Annotated in this window: 17 protein-coding genes and 1 tRNA gene; 9 read left to right on the forward strand and 9 right to left on the reverse strand. The window is 61.2% G+C overall.

The annotated features are described in order from the left end of the window. From HFRIS_RS15425 to HFRIS_RS15455, 7 genes are all read left to right on the forward strand, one after another. A partial coding sequence (locus HFRIS_RS15425) for an ABC transporter ATP-binding protein (RefSeq protein WP_006464331.1) occupies positions 1-1099 on the forward strand: 1099 nt, incomplete at its 5' end. Continuing rightward, entirely contained in the window at positions 1035-1916 is an 882-nt protein-coding gene (locus tag HFRIS_RS15430) for an AraC family transcriptional regulator (protein WP_006464332.1), read from the forward strand. The genes HFRIS_RS15425 and HFRIS_RS15430, both read left to right, overlap by 65 nt. 29 nt (positions 1917-1945) lie before the next feature. Beyond that, a complete protein-coding gene (xylB, locus tag HFRIS_RS15435) occupies positions 1946-3427 on the forward strand; it encodes a xylulokinase (RefSeq protein WP_006464333.1) in 1482 nt (493 codons plus the stop codon). Positions 3428-3650: 223 nt separating this feature from the next. Beyond that, a complete protein-coding gene (tssI, locus tag HFRIS_RS24920; protein ID WP_006464334.1) occupies positions 3651-7196 on the forward strand; it encodes a type VI secretion system Vgr family protein in 3546 nt (1181 codons plus the stop codon). Positions 7197-7198: 2 nt separating this feature from the next. Then, a complete protein-coding gene (locus HFRIS_RS15445; RefSeq protein ID WP_039875995.1) occupies positions 7199-8275 on the forward strand; it encodes a DUF6708 domain-containing protein in 1077 nt (358 codons plus the stop codon). Positions 8276-8339: 64 nt separating this feature from the next. Further along, complete coding sequence (locus HFRIS_RS15450; RefSeq protein ID WP_039875997.1) at positions 8340-9446, forward strand: DUF6708 domain-containing protein; 1107 nt, start codon at positions 8340-8342, stop codon at positions 9444-9446. Continuing rightward, positions 9436-9693 (forward strand): PAAR domain-containing protein, encoded by a 258-nt coding sequence (locus tag HFRIS_RS15455; protein ID WP_006464337.1) that lies wholly within the window; start codon positions 9436-9438, stop codon positions 9691-9693. Before HFRIS_RS15450 ends, HFRIS_RS15455 begins: the two co-directional genes overlap by 11 nt. 159 nt (positions 9694-9852) lie before the next feature. Here HFRIS_RS15455 and HFRIS_RS15460 read toward each other — a convergent pair whose 3' ends face one another. The 5 genes from HFRIS_RS15460 to HFRIS_RS15480 form a co-directional block, all read right to left on the reverse strand. Then, the gene (locus HFRIS_RS15460) at positions 9853-11259 is read right to left on the reverse strand and encodes a DUF2130 domain-containing protein (RefSeq protein WP_006464338.1); all 1407 of its coding nucleotides are present in this window, start codon (positions 11257-11259) and stop codon (positions 9853-9855) included. Positions 11260-11388: 129 nt separating this feature from the next. Continuing rightward, positions 11389-11463: transfer RNA gene (locus tag HFRIS_RS15465), tRNA-Val, on the reverse strand. 157 nt (positions 11464-11620) lie between these two features. Then, positions 11621-12355: a DNA polymerase III subunit epsilon gene (dnaQ, locus tag HFRIS_RS15470; RefSeq protein WP_006464339.1), complete on the reverse strand. Its 735-nt coding sequence runs from the start codon at positions 12353-12355 to the stop codon at positions 11621-11623. 59 nt (positions 12356-12414) lie between these two features. After that, positions 12415-12849, reverse strand: coding sequence for a ribonuclease HI (gene rnhA / locus HFRIS_RS15475; RefSeq protein ID WP_006464340.1), 435 nt, complete (start codon positions 12847-12849; stop codon positions 12415-12417). 76 nt (positions 12850-12925) lie between these two features. Beyond that, complete coding sequence (locus tag HFRIS_RS15480; RefSeq protein ID WP_006464341.1) at positions 12926-13720, reverse strand: class I SAM-dependent methyltransferase; 795 nt, start codon at positions 13718-13720, stop codon at positions 12926-12928. Positions 13721-13782: 62 nt separating this feature from the next. Between HFRIS_RS15480 and gloB the strand changes: the two genes are divergently transcribed. Together gloB and HFRIS_RS15490 are read left to right on the forward strand one after the other, a co-directional pair. Next, entirely contained in the window at positions 13783-14577 is a 795-nt protein-coding gene (gene gloB, locus HFRIS_RS15485) for a hydroxyacylglutathione hydrolase (RefSeq protein ID WP_006464342.1), read from the forward strand. A gap of 342 nt (positions 14578-14919) precedes the next feature. Continuing rightward, entirely contained in the window at positions 14920-16452 is a 1533-nt protein-coding gene (locus tag HFRIS_RS15490) for a transglycosylase SLT domain-containing protein (RefSeq protein WP_006464343.1), read from the forward strand. A 158-nt stretch (positions 16453-16610) separates the two neighbouring features. Here the strand turns inward: HFRIS_RS15490 and HFRIS_RS15495 are convergent, their stop codons facing one another. Genes HFRIS_RS15495 through HFRIS_RS15510 form a run of 4 tightly spaced genes read right to left on the reverse strand, consistent with a single transcriptional unit; the run spans position 16611 to position 22195 of the window. After that, positions 16611-18200, reverse strand: coding sequence for an ABC transporter ATP-binding protein (locus tag HFRIS_RS15495; RefSeq protein ID WP_006464344.1), 1590 nt, complete (start codon positions 18198-18200; stop codon positions 16611-16613). Beyond that, a complete protein-coding gene (locus HFRIS_RS15500; RefSeq protein WP_039875999.1) occupies positions 18197-19243 on the reverse strand; it encodes an ABC transporter permease in 1047 nt (348 codons plus the stop codon). The genes HFRIS_RS15495 and HFRIS_RS15500 overlap by 4 nt, the downstream gene beginning before the upstream one ends. Then, positions 19240-20310: a microcin C ABC transporter permease YejB gene (locus HFRIS_RS15505; protein ID WP_006464346.1), complete on the reverse strand. Its 1071-nt coding sequence runs from the start codon at positions 20308-20310 to the stop codon at positions 19240-19242. The genes HFRIS_RS15500 and HFRIS_RS15505 overlap by 4 nt, the downstream gene beginning before the upstream one ends. A 58-nt stretch (positions 20311-20368) precedes the next feature. Further along, the gene (locus HFRIS_RS15510; RefSeq protein WP_006464347.1) at positions 20369-22195 is read right to left on the reverse strand and encodes an extracellular solute-binding protein; all 1827 of its coding nucleotides are present in this window, start codon (positions 22193-22195) and stop codon (positions 20369-20371) included. Between the last annotated feature and the right edge of the window lie 246 nt (positions 22196-22441).

A 22441-nucleotide genomic window follows, 5' to 3' on the forward strand; every position in this document is an offset into this window, starting at 1 on the left:
CGGCAAATCCACCATGCTGCGCATGATCGCCGGCCTGGAAGACATCTCCGGCGGCACCCTCGCTATCGGCGGCCAGGTAGTCAACGCGCTGCCGGCGCGGGATCGCAACGTGGCCATGGTGTTCCAGAACTATGCGCTCTACCCGCACATGAATGTCTATGACAACATCGCCTTCGGCCTGCGGCGGCTCAAGCGACCGGCCGCCGAGATCGACCGCCGGGTGCGCGAGGTCGCCGCCATGCTGAACCTGGACACCCTGCTGGAACGCAAGCCCCGCGCCATGTCCGGCGGCCAGCAGCAGCGCGCTGCGATTGCCCGAGCGATCATCAAGACGCCCTCGGTGTTCCTGTTCGACGAACCGCTGTCGAACCTGGATGCCAAGCTGCGTGCCCAGTTGCGTGGCGACATCAAGCGCCTGCACCAGCGCCTGCGCACCACCACTGTCTACGTCACCCACGACCAGCTGGAGGCGATGACCCTGGCCGATCGCGTGGTCCTGATGCAGGAGGGCCGCATCGTCCAGGCCGGCAGCCCGGCCGAGCTCTACCGCTACCCGCGCAACCTGTTTGCGGCCGGCTTCATCGGCACCCCGGCGATGAACTTCCTCTCGGGCGTGGTGCAGCGGCAAGAACAGGACGTGGTCATCGACACGGCCCGTCAGCGCTGGACACTCAAAGGTGAAAGGTTTTCACGCCTGCGCCATGGAATGGCGGTAAAGTTGGCGATACGTCCCGACTACGTCCGCATTGCCGGCCAGCGGGACACAGCCGCCAGCCTGACCTGCCCGGTCAGCGTGGAACTGGTCGAGATTCTCGGTGCCGACGCACTGCTGACCACCCGTTGCGGCGAAGAGACGCTGACCGCGCTGGTCCCTGCCGAGCGCCTGCCGCAAACGGGCGCGCCGCTGACACTGGCCTTCGATCAGCATGACCTGCATGTGTTCGATGTAGCAAGCGGAGAGAACCTGTCGCTGCCCGCGGGCGCCCTGCCGGCCCCCTGGCATGACGACGGCCCGCATGGCAAGGAGACCAAGCATGAGTCCGGATCTGGAACTGGTGCATACCCGCCAGGACGAATCGTTCAGGGCCTGGGTGCATGACTACCCGCACACGGTGGCCAAATGGCACTTCCATCCCGAATATGAAATCCACGTCATTACCGCCTCCAGCGGCAAGTTCTTCGTGGGTGACTGCATCGACGATTTCGGCCCCGGCAACCTGGTGCTGACCGGCCCCAACCTGCCGCACAACTGGGTCAGCAACCTGGGGCCGGACCATCACCTGGCGGGGCGCGATCTGGTGCTGCAGTTCTCGCGCCCCTTCGTCGAGCGCATGGTGGGCGCCATTCCCGAACTGGCCCCCTTGCAGGAACTGCTCGATGGCGCAGCGCGTGGTCTGCAGTTTCCCGATGCGTTGGGGATATCGATCACGCCGCTGATGCAGGAACTGGCACAGGCCGGTGGTGCGCGGCGCGTGGTGCTGATGATGTCGGTGCTGGAACAACTGGCGTCCTGCCCAGAGCGCAGGCCGCTGGCCGGCCCGGGTTACGACCTCAATGCCCAGCGCCACATGTCATCCACCATCAACCAGGTGTTGTCCTATATCCGCCAGAATCTGGGTGGCAACCTGCGCGAGACAGATGTGGCCGACCTGGCCGGCATGAGCGTGAGCAGTTTTACCCGCTTCTTCAAGCGCCATACCGGCTGCACCTTCATCCAGTACCAGAACGGCCTGCGCCTGAACGAAGCCTGCGAACTGCTGATGTGCACCGAACTGAGCGTGACCGAGGTGTGCTACCGGGTGGGCTTCAACAACCTGTCCAATTTCAATCGCCAGTTCCTGGCCTGCAAGGGCATGCCGCCCTCGCGTTTCCGCTCGCTGCACCGGCTCAATGACGACGTCCGGGCAGTGGCCTGACCCCTACTCCGCAAGCAAAGGAAATTGATTTGAGCTATCTGGGCATCGACCTCGGCACTTCCGAAGTGAAGCTCGTCCTCACCGACGACGACTCCCGCGTCATCGCCACCACCGGTGCCAGGCTGCGCGTGGACAACCCGCACCCGCTGTGGTCAGAACAGGCGCCGCAATCGTGGTGGAACGCCGCGCAGGACGCCATCGCCGCGCTGCGCACCGAGGCCCCACAGGCCTTCTCGGCGCTGCGCGGCATTGGCATCTCCGGCCAGATGCATGGCGCCACCCTGCTGGACCGCAACGGCAACGTACTGCGCCCGGCCATCCTGTGGAACGACATGCGCGCCCACGCCGAGTGCGTGGAGCTGGAAGCACTGGTGCCAGACGCCGCCCTCATCACCGGCAATCGCGCCATGCCCGGCTTTACCGCGCCCAAGCTGCTGTGGCTGTCGAAGTACGAACCGGCGGTCTACCGTGCCATCGACAAGGTCTTGCTGCCCAAGGATTACCTGGGCTGGAAGCTGACCGGCGAGTTTGTCTCCGAGATGTCGGACGCGGCCGGCACGCTCTGGCTGGACGTGGCACGACGCGACTGGTCCGAGCGCATGCTCGCGGCGACCGGTCTGGACCGCAGCCACATGCCGCGCCTGGTGGAAGGCAGCGCCGTGGCCGGCCCGCTACGCGAGGAATTGCGCCGCGAATGGGGCATCGACGGCCCGGTGGTGGTGGCCGGCGGCGCCGGTGACAATGCCGCCAGCGCCGTGGGCATCGGCGTGATCCAGGCCGGCGACGCCTTCCTCTCGCTGGGTAGTTCGGGTGTCCTGTTTGCCGCCACGGCGCGGCACGCCCCCAACCCGCAACAGGGCGTGCATGCCTTCTGCCACTGCCTGCCCGGGCAATGGCACCAGATGAGCGTGATCCTGTCCGCCGCCGCCAGCCTGCATTGGCTGTCCGGCGTGGTCGGTCGCGAGGTGGCCGAGCTGGTGGCCGGCGCCGAACACCTGAGCGCGACGCAACAGGCCCAGGCGCCGATCTTCCTGCCCTATCTCAACGGCGAACGCACCCCACACAACGATGCCAGCGCCAAGGGGGTGCTGTTCGGCATGACACCGGCGCACGACGCCGCCCACCTGGCTTATGCCGTGATGGAGGGTGTGGCCTTTGCCATGGCGGACGGATATGCAGCGCTGCAGTCGGCGGGTACCGTGCTGCAGAGCGCCGCCCTCGTCGGCGGGGGATCGCGCAGTGCGTTCTGGGGGGAGTTGTGTGCCACGGCGCTGGGGATTCCCTTGCGGCGACATGCGGGGGCGGAAGTCGGCGCAGCACTGGGGGCAGCGCGCTTGGGGCGCCTGGCGCATAGGGGGGAGGAGGTGGCGAAAGTCTGCGTGGCGCCGGAGATTCTGGAGACCTATCGTCCCGACTCCGAAAGGCAGGAACAACTGATGCGCAGGCTGGCGCAGTATCGGCGTCTCTACGCCAGTCTGGCGGAGGAATTCAGCCGATTCTCCCGGACCTGATATCCGAAAAGGCAGCACGAAATTACACCACTGAGCGTCACCGGACGCCCTCTCCGGTCAGCCTTTTCCACATCATCGCCAGCGGCGAAAACACCTCATTTCTCGAAGCATTTCAACAGACTTCGTGCTAGCGCCATGCAACCATCTGCGCTTTCCCGATCTGGCCTGCTAGTAGCGCATCCGCTTTCTCCGGGAAACCACCCCTTCCCGCAGAAAGACCCGCATGCAACGAGACCCCAAGCGCTGGGAAATGCTGACCCGCCAGCGCCAGCACAATCGCATCCTGCAACTCTCCTTCGTCCATGAGGACGGCCCCGACGCCGAATTGCTGATCAATCGGCTGGAGGCCAGCGAGGCCTTGAGCCGCGATTTTTACTACTCGCTGGAACTGCTGAGCAACGATGCCGGCATCGAGCTCAAAACCATGATGGGCAAGCTGCTGTGCGCAGCCCTGACCCGCGCCGATGGCACGCAGCGCTACTTCACCGGCTATGTCGATCGCTTCACTCTCCTGCGTAGCGATGGTGGCATCGCCTTCTATGAAGCCCGGCTGGTCCCCTGGTTGGCCTTCCTGAAATCACGCAAGAACAACCGCATCTTCCACCGTCTTTCGCTGGAAGACCTGAGTGCGACGATCTTCCGTGACTATCGCCTGCACGCGAAATGGGACCTTCAGCGCAGAAAAACCGATCCGGTCCGGACCCAGATGTTCCAGTTCGACGAAAGCGACAGCAATATGCTGCATCGTCGATGGGAAGACGCCGGATGGCATTACCACTATGAGCACGACGCCCAGGGCCATCACCTGATACTGTCGGATGACTCCACCTACGCCCAGCCCATCGACGGCGACGAGGAAGTCCCCTTCCAGCGCCATGGCGGCGCCATCGAAGAAGACGGCATTGCCAGCTGGTCTGCAGCGCGTCGCTTCCAGCCCGCTAGCGTTGCCCTCACCAGCTACGATTTCAAGATGGCCGGCACTCTTGCGGTCAATGTACCGACGCTGAACAAGCAGGGTTCGGCCCTGCCGGTCGAACATTACGAATACACAGGCGCCTATGGTTTTGGCAGCCGGGAAGAGGGCGACCGGAAAAGCCGCATCCGGATAGAAGAATTCGAAGCCCAAGCCAAGATCTTCGAGGGCGCCGGCAATTGCCGTTATCTGCAGCCGGGCCGCACCTTCCGCATGACCGGCCATTTCTCGGAGCAAGGATCAAGGAAGCCCGACAGGAGCAGTCGTGACGAAGACCAGAAGTTCCTGATCATCAGCGTCGAGCACAGCGCCACCAACAATTACCTGCAGGGCGCCGACGCACCTCCCATCTACACCAACCGGATCACCTGCCTGCGCCGACGCATCCCCTGGCGCCCAGGCCGGGGTCACCACAGCCAGCCGACCCTGCTCAACGGCATCCAGACGGCCACCGTGGTCGGCCCCTCCGGCGAAAATCACTTCGTCGACGAATATGGCCGGGTGCGGGTGCAATTCCACTGGGACCGGATCGGCAAGAACGACGCCGGCAGTTCGGCCTGGATCAGGGTGGCCAGTCATTGGACCGGCGGCACACAGGGATGCATCGCCGTGCCGCGCATCGGGCAGCTGGTGATCGTGCAATGGCTGGGTGGCGATCCGGATCGGCCCATCATCACCGGTTCCGTGGTCAACCAGATCAACATGCCACCCTGGGCCCTACCCTCGCAGGTGGCCCTGTCCGGCATGCGCAGCCGTGAGCTCACGCCCAGGCAGGGCAATACCCCGGTGGGCCGCTCCGGTCACCTGCTCTTCGATGACACGCACGGGGCCATCCAGACACAGATGCGCAGTGACGCCTTCGACAGTCAACTCTCCCTGGGCCACATCACCCGCATCGAACAACGGGAGGGACGCCGGGACGCCCGCGGCCAGGGATTCGAGCTACGTTCCGACGCGCACGGCGTCATCCGCGCCGCCCAGGGACTGCTGCTCACCAGCGAGGCACGACCCAAGGCGCATGGACATGTGACCGGTCTGGGCGAGACCGTGACCCGGTTGACGCAGGCGCGCAGCACCGTGGACAGCCTCTCCCGGTTGGCCCAGGAACACCAGGCCCAGGACAAGGATGGCGACCAGCAGCAAGTTGCCGCCGCCCTCCAGGCGCAGAACGACGCCATCCAGGGCAGCAGCGAGGATGGCCGCCCTGCCGAATTGAGCGAACCGCATCTGCTGCTGGCCAGCCCCAGCGGTATCGAAGCCAGCTCCGGCGCCTCCACCCATCTGGCCAGTGCCGAGCACGCCGCCGTGACCGCCGGCAGCCATGTCTCGCTGGCGGCCGGCAAGTCCTTCTTTGCCAGTGCCGCAGAAAAGATCTCGCTGCTGGCCTACCGCATGGGCCTGAAACTCATCGCCGCCAGCGGACGGGTGCAAATCCAGGCACAGAACGACAGCATGGAAATCCTCGCGCAAAAGGTAGTGGACATCATCAGCACCCGCGACTGGATCAACCTCAGAGCCAAGAAGGGTATCCGCAGCGGCTATGCCTACAACGAATCGGTATCGCAATGCATCGGCCATGCTGTCTGCACCCAGCCTTGCATCGACCAGCTTACCAGCTGGATCTCGGACGGGGATCTGAAAAGTCCTCGCAACCTGTACGGCCGTGCATTGCTATACAACCAGGCCGACATCATCGCTGCGACGGAGCCGCATCTGAAGGGTAGTGACATTCAGTTCGAAAACGTTCTCAACATCTACAAGGGGGCACTCGCCCGGCTTCAGGATCCGATGCAGAAGGAACAGTTGATTGATCGGCTCGCACTGACCACGGCCAATGTCATTGGCAAATCCCTTTCCGAAACCAGCCATAACGTACTGGCTAAGGCTTATCTGTACCTCCTGGCTGACGGCAAAGTCAGGGTCGAAAAAATGACACGCTTCGACTTGGCGAAATGGGCTATCGCTCAAGCAAAAGAGCAGGGCGTCAAACTTGACAGCCAGCGGCAGCAAACCAGGGCCGATGCCCGTACGGAAGCTCGTCGCGCAGTGAACTACGCGAAAGCAAACCCTAGTATCGACATTTACGAGCTAGACATCGCCAAGCTGGAGAGGGAGGGACGTATCGCGCCGGGAAGCATTAAGGGCATCGGTATTCCGGGCGTTGCGGTGGCGCGGAGATGGTTGGGTTCATCGTCACCACCGGAATTCAGGCTAGGCATAGTAACCATCCTTATACAGTTGGTGGCACTGAATTTTGCCATGAAGGACCTCGCCAACAATGACCAGTTCAACGAGGAGGAAACAACAATCAAGGCTACCGTGGCGATCCTCAGCTTAGGCGCGACCATCGTCGAGACGGTTGCGGTCACTGTGGAAAAATCCGTGGAACATCCTCTAGCTGCATTTATTCGGAACCAATGGGTCGTGAGACAAAGATATATGACAATGATTACTTTAGGTGCTCGCGCAGTGGGATCGCTTGCCGGTATTGGCGCTGCAAGCTACGACATATTTACCAATATGCCAAAGGCTTACAGAGAGGGGAACAAGGCCCTAGCCGGACTATATTTAGTAAGTGGAATTCTGGCATCACGAATAGCTGCGGCCACATTTTTTTCACTGGGCGCTCTTTTCTGGCCACTACTTCTGATCTCCTTCGGCATCGGAATCGCGATAGCGCTTATTAATAACAGCCAACTTAAGACGTGGATATCACGCTGCGAGTTTTCAGCTGGGGAGAAATATGCCTCCTTCGATGCCCAGTTGAAGGGATATCACGATGCCGTGGGAGGCTGAAAATGGATGAACGCATGTTTCCGCTCGAAATAGGTCGCCCCATTCCAGAATGGGATCTGCGACATCGACTACCCATCAACAAGCCAGTGAGCTCGGAGTGCAAAGACAGCGGCGCTATTTTCAGAATCAACTCTACCTATATGGACGTAACAGATCAGCCCTACAAAGACCGGCAATTGCTGGCTACAGCGGTTCTGATCGCAGTCTTTATATCAACAGTAGTGTTGGCAGCCTTGGCCAAAATTACAGTACTGCCATCACTAACAATGGATCTCGCGACAATTTTTATCTATTTCGTAGGTATCGCATCAAGCATCAGTTATGGGCGTAAAGCGTTAAAATATGGACGGGACGAATTCTTCTCACTGAGACGTCGTACCATTCGCTTCAACCGTAAAGAGAAAAAAATCTACGCGATTCGTCGCCGCCGATTCTTTGCCAAGCCCGGTCAGGGCGATATCACCTGGGAAATTCCGTGGGACAACAGCGCCATCTTTTGCGTCCATCGCCGAGTTGTTGAACGTAGGCACGTGTTCCATATTCGACACTATCAGGTCGATCTGGATGGCAACGTCATACGTGCATTCGCGATCGGCAGGAAATGGGAGGAAGAGGACGGTCTCGCAGACCTACTCTCACAGTGGAACTACTGGTGCTGGTATATGGATCACGGTCCGGTAGATCTTCCCAAGCCGCTCTTGTTCTTCAAGGAGAAGGAGAACGTCTTGGAGAGTTTTCTATTCTGTCTATATTGCTTCGGCATGCGTGCCAGTTCAGCCCATCGCATCGCGCTGATGCCGCTCATTGTGCTGCTGACCTGCCACCGCCTGCTGGCGTTGTGGACTTGCCGTGATCCGATATGGCCAGATGCGGTGGACAAGGTCAGTGTCGTCGATCCAGATGATCCTTTCGATGAACCCTCAGGAAGCACCCCCGTAGGATGGGCGGAAACAGTGCATTCAATTGGTCGAAATGAATATCCGGAAGGCGACAAAAAGGAAATGGAAAACTGGTCTGGTGCAAAAGACCCTTGCGCCAATGCTCTGCTCTGGGCGAAAGACATACCTCCCAAGATTTAAGGCCGAACAAATAGGTCCGCCTCGCGTAGCGTCATACGGAGCTAAAGAATCGTTTAAGTTAAAAATGGATGAACGCATATTTCAATTCAAAGCTGGACGCCCTATTCCAGACTGGGACTGGCAACATCGTTTGCCACTCGACAAACCCGTCAGCTCTGAGTGCAAGGACACCGCTACCGTCTTCAGAATCAATTCCACCTACATGGATGTGACGGACCAGCCCTATAAGGACCGGCAGTGGGTAGGGGGCGGAGTGATCATCTGCTGCTTGGGAATCATTGGATCAATTTACTGTGGTAACAGCGTCATACAAAACCCAAATAACACGATCGACAGCTACTTGATCACGATGCTTCTTCTTGTGATCGGTGCAATTTCCGGTTTCGCATATGTAGCGTTCAAATACGGACGTGACGAGTTCTTTGCGTTGAAACGACGCCCTATCCGATTCAATCGTAAAGAAAAGAAGCTCTATTTCATTCGTCGCCGAAGATTTTTTGCAAAATCAGGGGATGGCGATGTCACCTGGGAAATTCCCTGGAGCAAAAATTCCATCTTCTGCGTCCACAGAGGATATGCCGAACACCGCCCGGTCTATCACATCCGCCATTACGAAGTGGATGAAGACGGTAACGTCCTGCGTGCTTTTGCCATCGGCCGAAAATGGGAGGAGCACGAGAACCTGCAAGGACTGCTATCTCAATGGAATTACTGGTGCTGGTACATGAACCACGGACCGGCAGAATTACCTAAGCCGCCCCTGTTTTTTAGCGAGCGCGAGAACACGCGAGAAAGCTTCCTCTTCTGCCTGTACGACTTAGGCATGCAGGCGAGTGTTCGCTACCGCGTCGCGATGATGCCGTACATCTTGCTCATGACCGGCTACCGCTTGCTAGCGCTCTGGACTTGCCGTGATCCTGTCTGGCCGCAAGCAGTCATGGACGTCAGCGTCATTGAGCCTGACGACCCCTACGATGAGCCCCGCGGGAATACTCCAATCGGCTGGGGTGAAACCGTGCTTGCCAGGCAGCGAGGCGATTATCCTGACGATCCGAAAATGGAAATCAAAGATTGGCAAGGCGAAGCTGACCCCGCGCTGAATGCCTTGCTTTGGGCCGAAGACACTCCACCAACCATCCATCACCCAACGAAAGCCCCTCATGAAAGATGAACAAGGCAGAGCCGTCATCCGTCTGGGTGACAAGACCTCTCACGGCGGTGAAGTGATATCTGCCAACGATACACTCAAGGCCATGGGCAAGGCGGTCGCGCTTGAAGGCGATATGACGACCTGTCCCAAGTGCAAGGGGCAATTCGCCATCCAGCCCAGCAACAGCACGCGCAAGCACCACGGCAAGCAGGTCGCCTATCACGGTGACGCAACTGCATGTGGTGCGACATTGATTTCCTCGCTCTAAGAAAGCTGGCAAGGAAGAAACAAAGCGTGCCGGGTGGTGCTTCGTCCTGCCACGACACGCACGGACTTCCCGCCCGTTACGGGGAGTCCTCGCCACATCGATGATCGAGAGAGGACAAGGCAACAGGACTTGACCACGATGTCCTTGAAGCCGGCTACATCACTGCCCGTCAGGCGTCTCTTTCTTGAGATCGGCAAACTTCCCCGCCATAGTCGGATTGCCCCGCGTGAGCCGCTTGATCGTGACATCCTGCGCCTTGTCGTTGGCCAAGCGCAGGTTGCGGTCGGTGCCGAGCAGGGCTTCCTTGGTCTTCTGCAGGTGGTCGATGGACTTGTCGATTTCCTCTATCGCAGTCTGGAAGCGACGCGACGCCAGTTCGTAGTTCTTGGCGAAGGCGGCCTTGAAGGTATCGAGTTCGGATTCGAAGTTGGTAATGTCGATGTTCTGTGCCTTCACCAGCGCCAGCTCGGTCTTGTACTTCAAGGAATTGAGTGCAGCATTCCTGAGCAGGGTGATGATGGGAATGAAGAACTGCGGGCGAACCACGTACATCTTCGGGTAGCGGTGGAAGACATCGACGATGCCGGTGTTGTACAGCTCGCTCTCGGGTTCCAGCAGAGAGACCAGGACGGCGTATTCGCAGCCTTTTTCCTGGCGGTCCTTGTCCAGTTCCTTGAGGAAATCCTCGTTGCGGTTCTTGGTGGCGGTACGATCGCTCTCGTTCTTCATCTCGAACATGATAGAGACGATCTCGGTACCCGCCTCGTCCGTATCGCGGAAGATGTAGTCGCCCTTGCTGCCGCTGCGGGCATCGTTGTCCTTCTCGAAGTAGGCGCGCGGGAAGGCAGTGGCACGGATACGATTGAACTCGGTCTCGCAGTGCTGCTCCAGGGTTTCACCGACCATCTTGGTGGAGAGCCGCGCCTTCATGTCACGCAGGCGCTCGATCATGTCTTCGCGGTCCTTGATCTGGGTTTCGTACTTGTCCTTCAATGATTTCTCGGCCAGCTGCTTTTCCAGTTCGGCGCGCACCAGGCTGCTCTTGAGTTCATCACGCTCTTTTTCCACCACGCCGACCGCTTCGTTGACGGCCAGTTTCTGGGTGATGGCAATGGATTCCATCCTGGCTTTGAGCGCCTGGATCTCGGCATCCTTTTCGCTGACGGTCTGCTGCAGTTGCTGGGCCAGGCGGGCCTCGGCCAGTTGCAGGTCGGACAGCTTTTCCTTTTTTGCCTGCTCCAGGTCATGGGCCAGCCGGTCACGTTCTCTTTCTACATTGGCCATGGCTTCGGACACGGCCATCTTCTGGGCGAGTTCACCAGCCTCCAGGCGGGCCTTCAATTCCTGGATTTCGGCATCACGGGCGGCGGCGGCCTTCTGCAGCTCGCCCTCGGCGCGGGCGCGGGCCAGTTCAATGGCGTTGCGCTTGTCCTGCTCGGCCAGTTCCAGCCGTTCATGCAATTGCTGCTCGAAGGCGCTGTCACGGACCTGCTTGAGGATGTCGGCGTAACCGGCTTCGTCGATCTTGAAGGCTTTGCCGCAGTGGGGGCAGATGATGTCGTGCATGAGGGTTCGTTTCCTTGTGCTTTCCGAATGCCCGCTAGCTTAACGGATAGCGAATGGGGGCGATGAAGGGAAAATGGAAAACGGAAGCAGGAAAGCGAAAAGCCCGCACTAGGCGGGCTTTTCTGAATTTGGTGGAAAGTGCAAGGTTTGAACTTGCGACCCCTGCAGTGTGAATGCAGTGCTCTACCACTGAGCTAACCTTCCGTACCTGACCGGCTTTTTGCTGCAGCGCCAATCGAGAGACAAGATTATGCCAATCTTTTTCACGGTGCGCAAGCGCTTGGTAAATAATTCTTCATTTTTATCGCCATGCAAAATCCTGCGGGCAGTCCGGCCACATTCTTTGGCCAGATTCGCCTGTTCAGGCTGCTTCGGCGGCGGCCTCGGGTGGCGGCGGTTCGAAGCGCCAGACGCAACTGCCGCGGGCTTCCTTGTCCAGCTGGTTGAGCACATCTTCGTGCAGGGCCAGTTCGTCTTCGCTGGCGGCCAGCACGATCACTTCGGACAGCGGAGCCAGTTCCAGCTTGCCGTCACCGGCGCTGACTTCTTCCTCGGTGCCCAGGTCCATGGTCAGCGAGTTCTGGCCTCGCGTCATGGAGAGGTAGACCTCGGCCAGCAATTCCGCATCCAGCAAGGCGCCGTGCAGAACGCGGTGAGCGTTGGAAATGCCATAACGGTCACACAGCGCATCGAGTGAATTGCGACGGCCAGGGTGCAGCTCCTTGGCCATCTGCAGCGAGTCCACCACGTCGGCGATGTGCTCCTTGAAGGGCGGCAGGCCCAGCAGGGCCAGTTCGGCATCCAGGAAGCCGACGTCGAAGGGAGCGTTGTGGATGATGATCTGGGCACCGCGCACGTAGTCCAGGAACTCGGCGGCGATCTGCTTGAAGGTCGGCTTGTCGGCCAGGAATTCGGTGGTCAGGCCGTGGACGGCCAGCGCACCTTCTTCGGAGTCACGCTCGGGGTTGATGTAGAAGTGCAGGTTCTTGCCCGACAACTGACGGTTGAGCACTTCCACGCAACCGATTTCCAGGATGCGGTTGCCGTTGCGCGGCGAAAGGCCCGTGGTTTCGGTATCGAGAATGATCTGACGCATGCTTGCTCCTGCTGGTGTTGATGCTGATACGAATGTACTGAAAATCGAAGGAGGGTCGCCTACCGGATGCTGTCCGCACCGCGGTTGGCCAGCTGGTCGGCGCGCTCATTGCCGGCATGGCCGTTGTGGCCGCGTACCCAGCGCCATTCCACCTGGTGCTGCTGCTGGGCGGCATCCAGCGCCTGCCACAGGTCGGCGTTCTTGACCGGTTCCTTGCTGGCGGTCTTCCAGCCGCGAGCCTTCCAGCCGTGGATCCACTCGCTGATGCCCTTCTGCACGTACTGGCTGTCGGTATGCACCACGACTTCGCAGGGGCGCTTCAAGGCATTGAGCGCCTGAATCACCGCCATCAGCTCCATGCGGTTATTGGTGGTATTGGGCTCGCCACCAAAGATTTCCTTCTCCTGTCCACCAGCCACCAGCAACGCGCCCCAGCCGCCACGACCAGGATTGCCCTTGCAGGCGCCATCGGAATAAATCTCTACTTTGTCCATGCTCTTCCATCTATTTGCTCGGGTGGGCGGGTCGCGATGATACCTGATCGCGCAGCACCAGCCGGTTTTGTCGGTGTCAGTCGGTCTTGTGAATGCGATTGGTCACCGGCACGCCACGCGGCGCCTTCAGTTTCTGCCGCTGCAGGGCCGGGCCGATCAGGCGCATGCCGGGGACGCGCTTGATCGCCTGCACGATATAGACCGCACCGAAGTAAGGCCACCAGCGGTCGCCCGCCTTTTCCATGAAGCCGAAGCGCTCCAGCCACTGGCTGGTCTCGCAAGGCGGGGCGTAGCAACCAAAGTGGCCGCGGTTGACTTCCATGTTCAGCAGCTTGAGCCAGTCCTTCAGGCGCGGCAGGCGGATGAATTCGCCGTCCTGCGGCAGGAAGTGCGCGCCGGTCAGGCGCCCCGCTGCCTGGCGCATGCCCCACAGGCTGCTGGGGTTGAAGCCGCAGATGATGACCTGCCCTTCCGGAATCAGCACGCGCTCCACCTCGCGCAACACCTGGTGCGGCTCGGCGGCGAACTCCAGTACGTGCGGCAGCACCACCAGGTCCAGGCTCTGGCTGGCGAAGGGCAGTTCGCCGAAGTCGGGTGTGACGACCTGCGGCACTTCCAGCTCGGATTGACCTTCCACCGGCATGTGCTTGTCGGCCAGCCAGCGATACGGCATGCGGTTGGCCTGCAGGGCGTGGATCTGCGGAGAGCCGATCTGCACCGCGTTGAAACCGAAGATGTCGGCCGTCAAGGCATTGAGATGGTGCTGCTCCCACTGCCGCAGGTAATTGCCAATGGGCGTCTGCAACCAGGTGGCCAGGTCTATAATTTCGGGATTGCCAGCATTGTGGGCATGTTCAGCCTTGTCAGCCATCTCTTCTTTCGCGCCTCATGACCCAGCCAGCCAAGCCAGCTCAAGCAGATCAGAAAACTTCATTGGACGTCCTGGCCGTACCGGCGTTCGACGACAACTACCTGTGGATCATCCACGACGGGCGCTACGCCGCCGTGGTCGATCCCGGCGATGCCACGCCCGTACTGGCCGCATTGCAGGCCGAAGGCCTGACGTTGGCCGCTATTCTACTGACTCATCATCATGCTGACCATGTCGGCGGCGTGGTCGAGCTGGCGAGGCAGGCGGTGAGCGACGACTTCCCTGTCGTTCCGGTCTATGGTCCGGCGCGTGAACAATCCCGCATCAAGGGGATCACCGTCCCGCTGCACGGGAACGAACAGGTCAACATTGCCGCACTGGGCTTGCAACTGGAGGTCATCGAGGTGCCGGGTCATACCCTGGGTCACATCGCCTACTACACCGCGCAGCAGCAGATGCTCTTCTGCGGCGATACGCTCTTTGCCGGCGGATGCGGCCGGCTGTTCGAGGGCAGTCCGCAGCAGATGCTGGATTCCCTCGGGAAACTGGCCGACCTGCCCGCCACGACCCAGGTCTACTGCGCCCACGAGTACACCCTGTCGAACCTGAAGTTCGCCGCCGAGGTAGAACCGGGCAATGCCGAGCTGGCGGCGCGCATCGTGCGTGAGCGCGCCCGCCGTGAGCAAGGACTGCCTACCGTGCCCAGCACCATCGGGCTGGAGCGCGAGACCAATCCTTTCCTGCGGGCGAGCTCGCCGGAAATCCAGCATTCCTTGCAGAAGGCGGGCCGTTTGGCGCAGTTAGACGAAGTTAGCAGCTTTGCGGCGCTGCGCGAATGGAAAAATACCTACAGATAGACCGACGTTGGGGGAAAATTAGGGCGCAATTCCCTGCAAATCAAGGACTTGGCTTTGTAACAGGGACCAATTTTTACTTGACTGCGAAAAAGGGTCTTCCGTACACTCCTCCAATTCCCCAATTTGGGCACCAGCGTTTTTACGATTTTTTACGAACCGGTGTCCTCCCTGCACCACGCCGGGGAAACTCGCAGCTTCCGACCTTGCATTACCGTCAACCTGCACGCGACCGTGATCGGACTGATCCGGATCCCGCCGGCAGGAGGTGTCGAGCTTCAATCACAGCTCTGCAACGGAAGCGCCGCACGCAAACTTTTGCCTCTGGCACAGGATATCGCCCACATGCAGCGTACTTTGAAACAACTTGCCATTGCCGCCCTGTTCTGCGCTGGCACCCCGCTGCTCTCCTACGCCAACGATATCTCGATCTACCCCGCTCCCTTCAATGCGATCAATCCCGAACTGGCCGGCAATGCCCTGCCGGGGATGAACGACATCGACATCTGGACACGCATTCGCAAGGGCTTCGGAATTCCTGATCTGGACAATGCGCTGGTGGAGAGCCAGACCCAGTGGTACAGCTCCCGTCCCGACTACATCCAGCGCACCACGGTGCGCGCTTCTCGCTATCTGTTCCATGTGGTGCAGGAGCTGGAAAAGCGCGGCATGCCGACCGAACTGGCGCTGCTGCCCTTCATCGAATCGGCCTTCAATCCGGAGGCACTGTCTACCGCCAAGGCGGCTGGCATGTGGCAGTTCATCCCCTCCACCGGGCGCGACTACAACCTCAAGCAGAACATGTTTACCGACGAGCGCCGCGACGTGCTGGCCTCGACCGATGCGGCGCTGACCTACCTGCAGAAGCTCTACGGCATGTTTGGCGACTGGCAACTGGCGCTGGCCGCCTATAACTGGGGCGAAGGCTCGGTGCAGCGCGCCGTGAACCGCAACCTGGCCGCCGGCCTGCCGATCGACTTCAACACACTGTCGGCGCAGATGCCCAATGAGACCCGCAACTACGTGCCCAAGCTGCAGGCGGTCAAGAACATCATCGCCAACCCGGCCAGCTTCGATATCGCCCTGCCCAAGGTCGATAACCAGCCCTACTTCGTGACCATCGGCAAGACCCGCAACATCGACGTCAAGGTTGCAGCGCAACTGGCCGAGCTGTCGCTGGACGAATTCAAGGCGCTCAATCCGCAGTTCAACCGCCCGGTCATCATCGGCGGCGAAGACACCAAGATCCTCCTGCCGGAAAGCAATGCCGAGAAGTTCAAGGCCAACATGTCCAAGTGGACCCAGGCCTTCTCGACCTGGACCGCACACACCGTCTCCAGCGCCCGCGAGCGCATCGAGACCATCGCCAGCAAGTTCGGCACGACCCCTGAAGTGATCCGCAGCGTCAACCAGATTCCGCCGCGCATGGTTCTCAAGGCCGGCTCCACCATCCTCGTGCCCAAGACCGAGGAAACCGCTGCGCTCGATACCGACCTGACCCCGGAAATCGCCGACAACGCCCGCCTGGCCATTGCTCCGGATGCGCCGGAAACCCGCCGCATCTACGTCAAGGCCGGCAAGCGCGACACCCTGGCCGGCATCGCCGGTCGCTATCGTGTGAGCGTGGCACAGATCAAGGAATGGAATGGCTTGAAGCGCGACACCCTGGCCGCCGGCCAGAGCCTGCAGTTGCACGTCCCCAATGTGGCCGCGCATGCCGCGCCCACACGGGTCGCCGCCAATCATCGTGCTGCACCGGTGCGCCGCCAGGTCGCTGCCGCCAAGGCACCGGTACGCAAGGCCGCCCCGGCGCCAGCCCGCAAGGTGGCCGGCAAGCCGCTCACCCTGGCCTCGGGCAACGGCGCACGCAAGCAATGATCCGGAGGATGCCGGAGGAGACCCGGGCGGCTTGACCGCCCATTAAAAAAAAATCGCGCCTCAAGCACGAGAAAAGAAAAACAACGGTAGCCCGTATGAACCCGAAGCCCCGGAGCTGATCCGGACTTCGGGTTTTCTTTTTGGGGAGCGATCGCGCGTCAGCCCGCCGCTTCGGCGTAGGTGGCGGCCGCCACCAGGCGACGCGTGTATTCCTGCTGCGGTCGTTGCAGTACCTCGGCGGTATCACCACTCTCGACCACCTTGCCGTCCTTCATCACGATCACCTGATGCGCCATGGCCTGCACCACCGCCAGATCATGGGTGATGAAGAGGTAGGCCAGGCCATGCCGGCGCTGCAGGTCGGCCAGCAATTGCAAGACCTGCTGCTGCACGGTCACGTCCAGCGCCGAGGTCGGTTCATCCAGCAGCAGCAGTTCCGGCTGCAGCACCAGCGCGCGGGCAATGGCGATGCGCTGGCGCTGGCCGCCGGAGAATTCGTGGGGATAACGTTCCAGCACGGCCGCCGTCAGACCCACCTCTTCCAGCGCGGCGACGATCGCCTGGCGCTGCTGTTCGAGGCTCTGGCCGGGATGATGCAGGGCCAGGCCTTCTCCGACGATCTGCTCCACGGTACGACGAGGCGAGAGCGAGGCGAACGGGTCCTGGAACACCACCTGCATGCGCGCGCGCAAGGGCCGCAGGTCGCGACTGCTGCGCTCGGAGATAGGCACGCCGTCGAAGCGGATGCTGCCCGCCACGCTGGCCGGCGACAGCCGCAGCAGGGCCATGCCCAGCGTGGACTTGCCGGAACCGGATTCCCCGACGATGCCGAGGGTCTCGCCGCGCCGCAATTGCAGGTCGATGCCGTCGACCGCATGGAAGGCGCGCTTGGCGAACCAGCCCTGCTTGATCTGGTAGGTGCAGCGCAATTTCTCGGCCTGCAATACCACCGGCGCGTCCCCGGGGACATCGGCGGCATTGCGCTGCGGCCGGCTTTGCAGCAGCTTGCGCGTGTACGGTTGCTGGGGGTTGGCGAACAGTTCGGGCACGCTGGCACTTTCCACCAGCTTGCCTTTCTCCATCACGCCGACGCGGTCGGCGAAATGGCGCACCAGGTTCAGATCGTGCGAAATGATCAGCACGGCCATGTTTTCCTCGCGCTGCAACTGGTTCAGCAGGGCCAGGATCTGCACCTGGATGGTCACATCCAGTGCCGTGGTCGGTTCATCGGCAATGAGCAGCTTGGGCTTGCAGGCCAGGGCCATGGCGATCATGGCGCGCTGGCGCTGGCCGCCCGAGAGCTCATGCGGATAGGACAGCGCCCGGCGCGCCGGCTCCGGGATACCGGTCTTTTCCAGCAAGGCTACGGCACGCCGGGCGGCCTCGCGGGCGTCGATGGCTTCGTGGTGCATCAACACCTCGGCGATCTGGTTGCCGATGGTGAAGAGCGGGTTCAGGGCCGTCATCGGCTCCTGGAAGATCATCGCCACATCGTTGCCGCGCACCTGTTGCATCTGGCGCTCGCTCTTCTGCAGCACGTCCTGGCCGTCGAGCAGGATGCTGCCCTCATAGCGCGCATCCTGGTTCAGTTGCAGCACCGCCAGCGAGGAGACGGTCTTGCCGGAACCCGACTCCCCCACCAGCGCGAACTTCTCGCCAGGGGCAATGGAAAAACTGACGCGGTCCACCACCACGGCGTCGCCGAAGCGCACCGTCAGGTCCTTCACTTCCAGCAGGGGGCCGCTCATGCCTTCCTCCGCACATCCAGGGCATTGCGCAGGGCATTGCCGATATTGGTCAGCAGCAGCAGGGTCACGGTCAGCACCACGAAGGTGGACAGCGCGATCCACCACGCATCGAGATTGTTCTTGCCCTGCGCCAGCAGCTCGCCCAGGCTGGGTGTGGAAGGTGGCACGCCCAGGCCGAGGAAGTCCAGGCTGGTCAGTGCCAGGATGGCCGCGCTCATGCGGAAGGGCAGGAAGGTCACCACTGTCGTCATGCTATTGGGCAGGACGTGACGCCAGATGATCAGGCGGTCCGGCAACCCCAGGGCGCGGGCAGCTTGCACATATTCGAGATTGCGGTTGCGCAGGAAATCGGCGCGCACGTAATCCGACAGGCTCATCCAGCCGAACAGCGACAGCAACACCAGCAGCAGCCCCAGGCTGGGCTGGAAGATCGAGGAAAAGATGATCAGCAGGTAGAGCTCCGGCATGGAGCCCCAGATTTCCAGCAGGCGCTGGGTGATCAGGTCGGTGCGCCCGGCGAAGTAGCCCTGCACGGCACCTGCGGCCACACCCAGCACCACGCCGATGAAGGTCAGCGCCATGCCGAACAGTACCGACACCCGGAAGCCGTAGAGCAGACGGGCAAACACATCGCGTCCGCGATCATCGGTACCCAGCCAGTTCTCGCCGGAGGGTTCGGCCGGGTTGGGCTGCTTTGCGAAGTAGTTCAGCGTGTTGTAGCTATAGCGATTGGGCGGGTAGATGACCCAGTTGCCGTCCTTGTGGAATTGCTGCTCGATGAAGGGATCGAGATAGTCGGCCGGAGAATCGAAATCGCCGCCGAAGCTCTTGTCCGAATAATCCTGCAGCATCGGGAACATCAGCTTGCCCTGGTAGCTGGCCACCAGCGGCTTGTCGTTGGAGATCAGTTCCGCGCCCAGGCTCAGCACGAACAGGATGGAAAACAGCACCAGGCTCCAGTAACCGGTACGGTCGGCGCAAAAGCGCAGCCAGATGCGGCGGCTGGGCGAGATGGACGGGGCCAAGGAAGGGGTCATGCTCATTTCGCCAGGCTTTCGAATTGAACGCGCGGGTCGGCCCACACATAGCAGAGGTCGCCCAGCAGCTTGACCACCAGGCCGATGAGCGTAAACAGATAGAGCGTGCCCATCACCACCGGATAGTCTCGCCGGATCGCCGATTCATAGGCCAGCAGACCCATGCCGTCCAGCGAGAACAGGGTCTCGATCAGGAGGCTGCCGGCGAAGAAGGAAGCGATGAAGGCCGAGGGGAAACCGGTCACCAGCGGGATCAGCGCGTTGCGGAAGACGTGCTTGTAGAGCACCTTGCGCTCGGAGAGTCCCTTGGCCCGTGCGGTCAGGACGTACTGCTTGCGGATTTCTTCGAGGAAGGTATTGCGGGTCAGCATGGTGATGACCGCAAAGGCGCCGATCACCGAGGCCGCCACCGGCAGCGTGATATGCCAGAGATAGTCGGTGACCTTGCCCACCAGCGACAGGCTGGCCCAGTTGTCCGAGGTCAGCCCCCGCAGCGGGAACCACTGCACGAAACTGCCGCCGGCGAACACCACCAGCAGGAACACCCCCAGCACGAAGCCGGGAATGGAATAGCCGACCAGCACCAGGCCGGTAGTGGCGACATCGAAACGGCTGCCCTCGCGCACCGCCTTGGCGATACCCAGCGGCACCGAGATCAGGTAACTCAGGAAGAAGGTCCACAGGCCGATGCTGATGGAGACCGGCAGCTTGGATTTGACCAGGGTCCAGACATCGCCATGGTGGTAGAAGCTCTTGCCCAGGTCGAAGGTGAGGAAGCCCTTGAGCATGCTCCAGAAGCGCTCTACCGGGGGCTTGTCGAAGCCGTAGAGTTTCTTGATTTCCTCGATGCGTTGTTCGTCGATGCCCTGCCGGCCGCGATAGGCCGAGGCACCGCTGGCGGCGCCACCGCCGGAGGCCTCACCGCCGCCGCCACGGCCTTTCATCTCCAGCATGGCCTGTTCCACCGGGCCACCCGGTACGAACTGGATCACGGCAAAGGTGATGGCGACCACGCCGAAGAGCGTGGGGATCATCAACAGCACCCGCTTCAAAATGTAGGACCAGATATTCATGACTGCAGGCATCCTCGTTCAAGACCGGCCTGGCCGGACATCGTTGCGTGCTTCATCTTCAACGCCCCTTCTCTTCCCACCAGGTGCTGATCACATAGGGATCGGCCTGGTAATACAGCGGCGCCACCTGCGGAATGCCGAAGCGGTTCTGGTAGGCGATGCGATGAGTGGACGAATACCAGTGCGGCACCACGATGTACTTGTGCAGCAGCACCCGGTCCAGCGCCCGCGCCGCGGCAGTCAGCCGGACCCGGGTATCGGCCGCCACCACCGCCTGCACCAGTTGGTCCACCACCGGGTCCTTCAGACCCCAGGCATTGTTGGAGCCCTTTTCATCGGCCGCCTTGGAACCGAACATGTCGAACAGCTCATTACCCGGGCTGCTGGTGTCGGGGAAGCGGATGCTGGTCATGTCGAAGTCGAAATCTTCCATGCGCTTGGCCACCAGCGCGTAGTCGGCGCTGCGCTGGACCACATCGATGCCCAGCGTGCGCAGGTTGCGCGCAAACACGCTGATGACGCGCGACATGGAGCTCTGGTCATCCAGGATCTCGAAGGACAGCGCCACGCCCTGGGCATTGCGTACCGCGCCATCGCGGTAGACCCAGCCGGCCTGGGCCAGCAGTTCGCGGGCCTGGCGCAGATTGGCGCGCAGCGAGGCGGGTGGATTGGTCGAGGGCGGGACGGGTGCCGGGCCGAACACCGCCGGATCGATCTTCAGGCCCTTGGCCTGCAGCGACTTCAGCAAGGCCAGCTCGTCACCCTGCGGCTCGCCGGTGGCGGCCAGCTGACTGTTGTTGAAGAAGGAGTAGATGCGGGTGTACTGGCCGTAGAACAGCTGGCGGTTCATCCATTCATAGTCCAGCGCCAGCCCGATGGCCTGGCGCACGCGCACATCCTTGAACTGGTCGCGCCGCAGATTCATCACGAAACCCTGCATGCCGGCACCATTGGAATGCTTGAATTCCTTCTTGATGATGCGGCCGTCGCGGAACTGCGGGCCGGTATAGCTGCGCGCCCAGTTCTTGGCGCTGTACTCCACCACCACGTCGAACTCGCCGGCCTTGAAGGCCTCCAGCCGCGCCAGGTCATCCTTGTAGAAACGGTAGACGATACGCTCGAAGTTGAACATGCCGCGCCGGGCCGGCACCTCCTTGCCCCAGTAGTCGGGATTGCGGCGGTAGGTGATGCTGCGGCCGGTGTCGTAGCTCTCGATCAGGTAGGGGCCGGTGCTGATGGGCGGGGTCAGCTGGATCTGGTCGAAGGGGGTGCCCTGCGCCCATTTCCTGGAGAACACCGGCACGCTGCCTACGATCAGCGGCAGTTCATGGTTGCTGCTGGCGAAGTCGAAGCGCACCGTCGCCGCATCGACCACTACGCAATCCTTCACATCGGCAAAGACAGATTTGAATTGCGGCGCACCCTTGGCCAGGATGGTGTCATAGGAATACTTCACATCCTCGGCCGTGACCTTGTCGCCATTGTTGAAGCGCGCCTTGGGATTCAAGTGGAAGGTCATGGACATGCGGTCCGGCGCCAGCTTCATGTCGTCGGCCAGCAAGCCATAGACGGTCGCGACCTCGTCGGCGGAAGACACGGCCAGGGTTTCGAACATCAGCTGGTCCAGCCCGGCGGCGGCCACGCCCTTCAAGGACAAGGGATTGAACTTGTCGAAGCTGGTGCGGCGGTCGGGGTTGGCCAGATAGAGCGTGCCGCGACGTGGCGCATCTGCATTGACGTAGTCGAAATGGCTGAAGCCGGCCGGATACTTGGGCGTGTCGTACAGCGAAAAGGCATGCTCGGCGTGGGCTGGAGCGGCGTAAGCCAGCGTGGCGGCCAGCAGGGAGGAAAGGAAAATCCGGGATGTCTTCAGGGGCTTGACCATGCGGTTGTCTGTCTGCGCTGTCGCGGGCGTTGATGTCTGGGGGCAGGCAAGTCCCGTGCCCACCGGCCTGGAAACGATTTTGTTCCGGGGCATTGTAAATAGAGGAACGATTACAGGGAAGCAATTAAAGCAACTAAGTTCATAGCTTGACTGCGCAATGCGAACGGGCCGCAAAGGTTGCCGCGCCTGCCGCTAGCCCCTACAATCCGGGTCTGTTCCAGCGCGGTGGCCGCACGATGCGACCGT

The organism is Herbaspirillum frisingense GSF30 (genome assembly GCF_000300975.2).
Classification (GTDB): Bacteria; Pseudomonadota; Gammaproteobacteria; order Burkholderiales; family Burkholderiaceae_D; genus Herbaspirillum; species Herbaspirillum frisingense.

Excerpts from the sequence above, each read along its gene's own strand:
- HFRIS_RS15460 (WP_006464338.1), bottom strand. The coding sequence starts at position 11,259 with ATGCACGACATCATCTGCCCCCACTGCGGCAAAGCCTTCAAGATCGAC.
- HFRIS_RS15430 (WP_006464332.1), top strand. The coding sequence starts at position 1,035 with ATGAGTCCGGATCTGGAACTGGTGCATACCCGCCAGGACGAATCGTTC.
- HFRIS_RS15455 (WP_006464337.1), top strand. The coding sequence starts at position 9,436 with ATGAAAGATGAACAAGGCAGAGCCGTCATCCGTCTGGGTGACAAGACC.
- dnaQ (WP_006464339.1), bottom strand. The coding sequence starts at position 12,355 with ATGCGTCAGATCATTCTCGATACCGAAACCACGGGCCTTTCGCCGCGC.
- HFRIS_RS15490 (WP_006464343.1), top strand. The coding sequence starts at position 14,920 with ATGCAGCGTACTTTGAAACAACTTGCCATTGCCGCCCTGTTCTGCGCT.
- HFRIS_RS15445 (WP_039875995.1), top strand. The coding sequence starts at position 7,199 with ATGGATGAACGCATGTTTCCGCTCGAAATAGGTCGCCCCATTCCAGAA.
- HFRIS_RS15505 (WP_006464346.1), bottom strand. The coding sequence starts at position 20,310 with ATGAATATCTGGTCCTACATTTTGAAGCGGGTGCTGTTGATGATCCCC.
- HFRIS_RS15450 (WP_039875997.1), top strand. The coding sequence starts at position 8,340 with ATGGATGAACGCATATTTCAATTCAAAGCTGGACGCCCTATTCCAGAC.
- rnhA (WP_006464340.1), bottom strand. The coding sequence starts at position 12,849 with ATGGACAAAGTAGAGATTTATTCCGATGGCGCCTGCAAGGGCAATCCT.
- HFRIS_RS15495 (WP_006464344.1), bottom strand. The coding sequence starts at position 18,200 with ATGAGCGGCCCCCTGCTGGAAGTGAAGGACCTGACGGTGCGCTTCGGC.
- HFRIS_RS15510 (WP_006464347.1), bottom strand. The coding sequence starts at position 22,195 with ATGGTCAAGCCCCTGAAGACATCCCGGATTTTCCTTTCCTCCCTGCTG.
- tssI (WP_006464334.1), top strand. The coding sequence starts at position 3,651 with ATGCAACGAGACCCCAAGCGCTGGGAAATGCTGACCCGCCAGCGCCAG.
- HFRIS_RS15500 (WP_039875999.1), bottom strand. The coding sequence starts at position 19,243 with ATGAGCATGACCCCTTCCTTGGCCCCGTCCATCTCGCCCAGCCGCCGC.
- HFRIS_RS15480 (WP_006464341.1), bottom strand. The coding sequence starts at position 13,720 with ATGGCTGACAAGGCTGAACATGCCCACAATGCTGGCAATCCCGAAATT.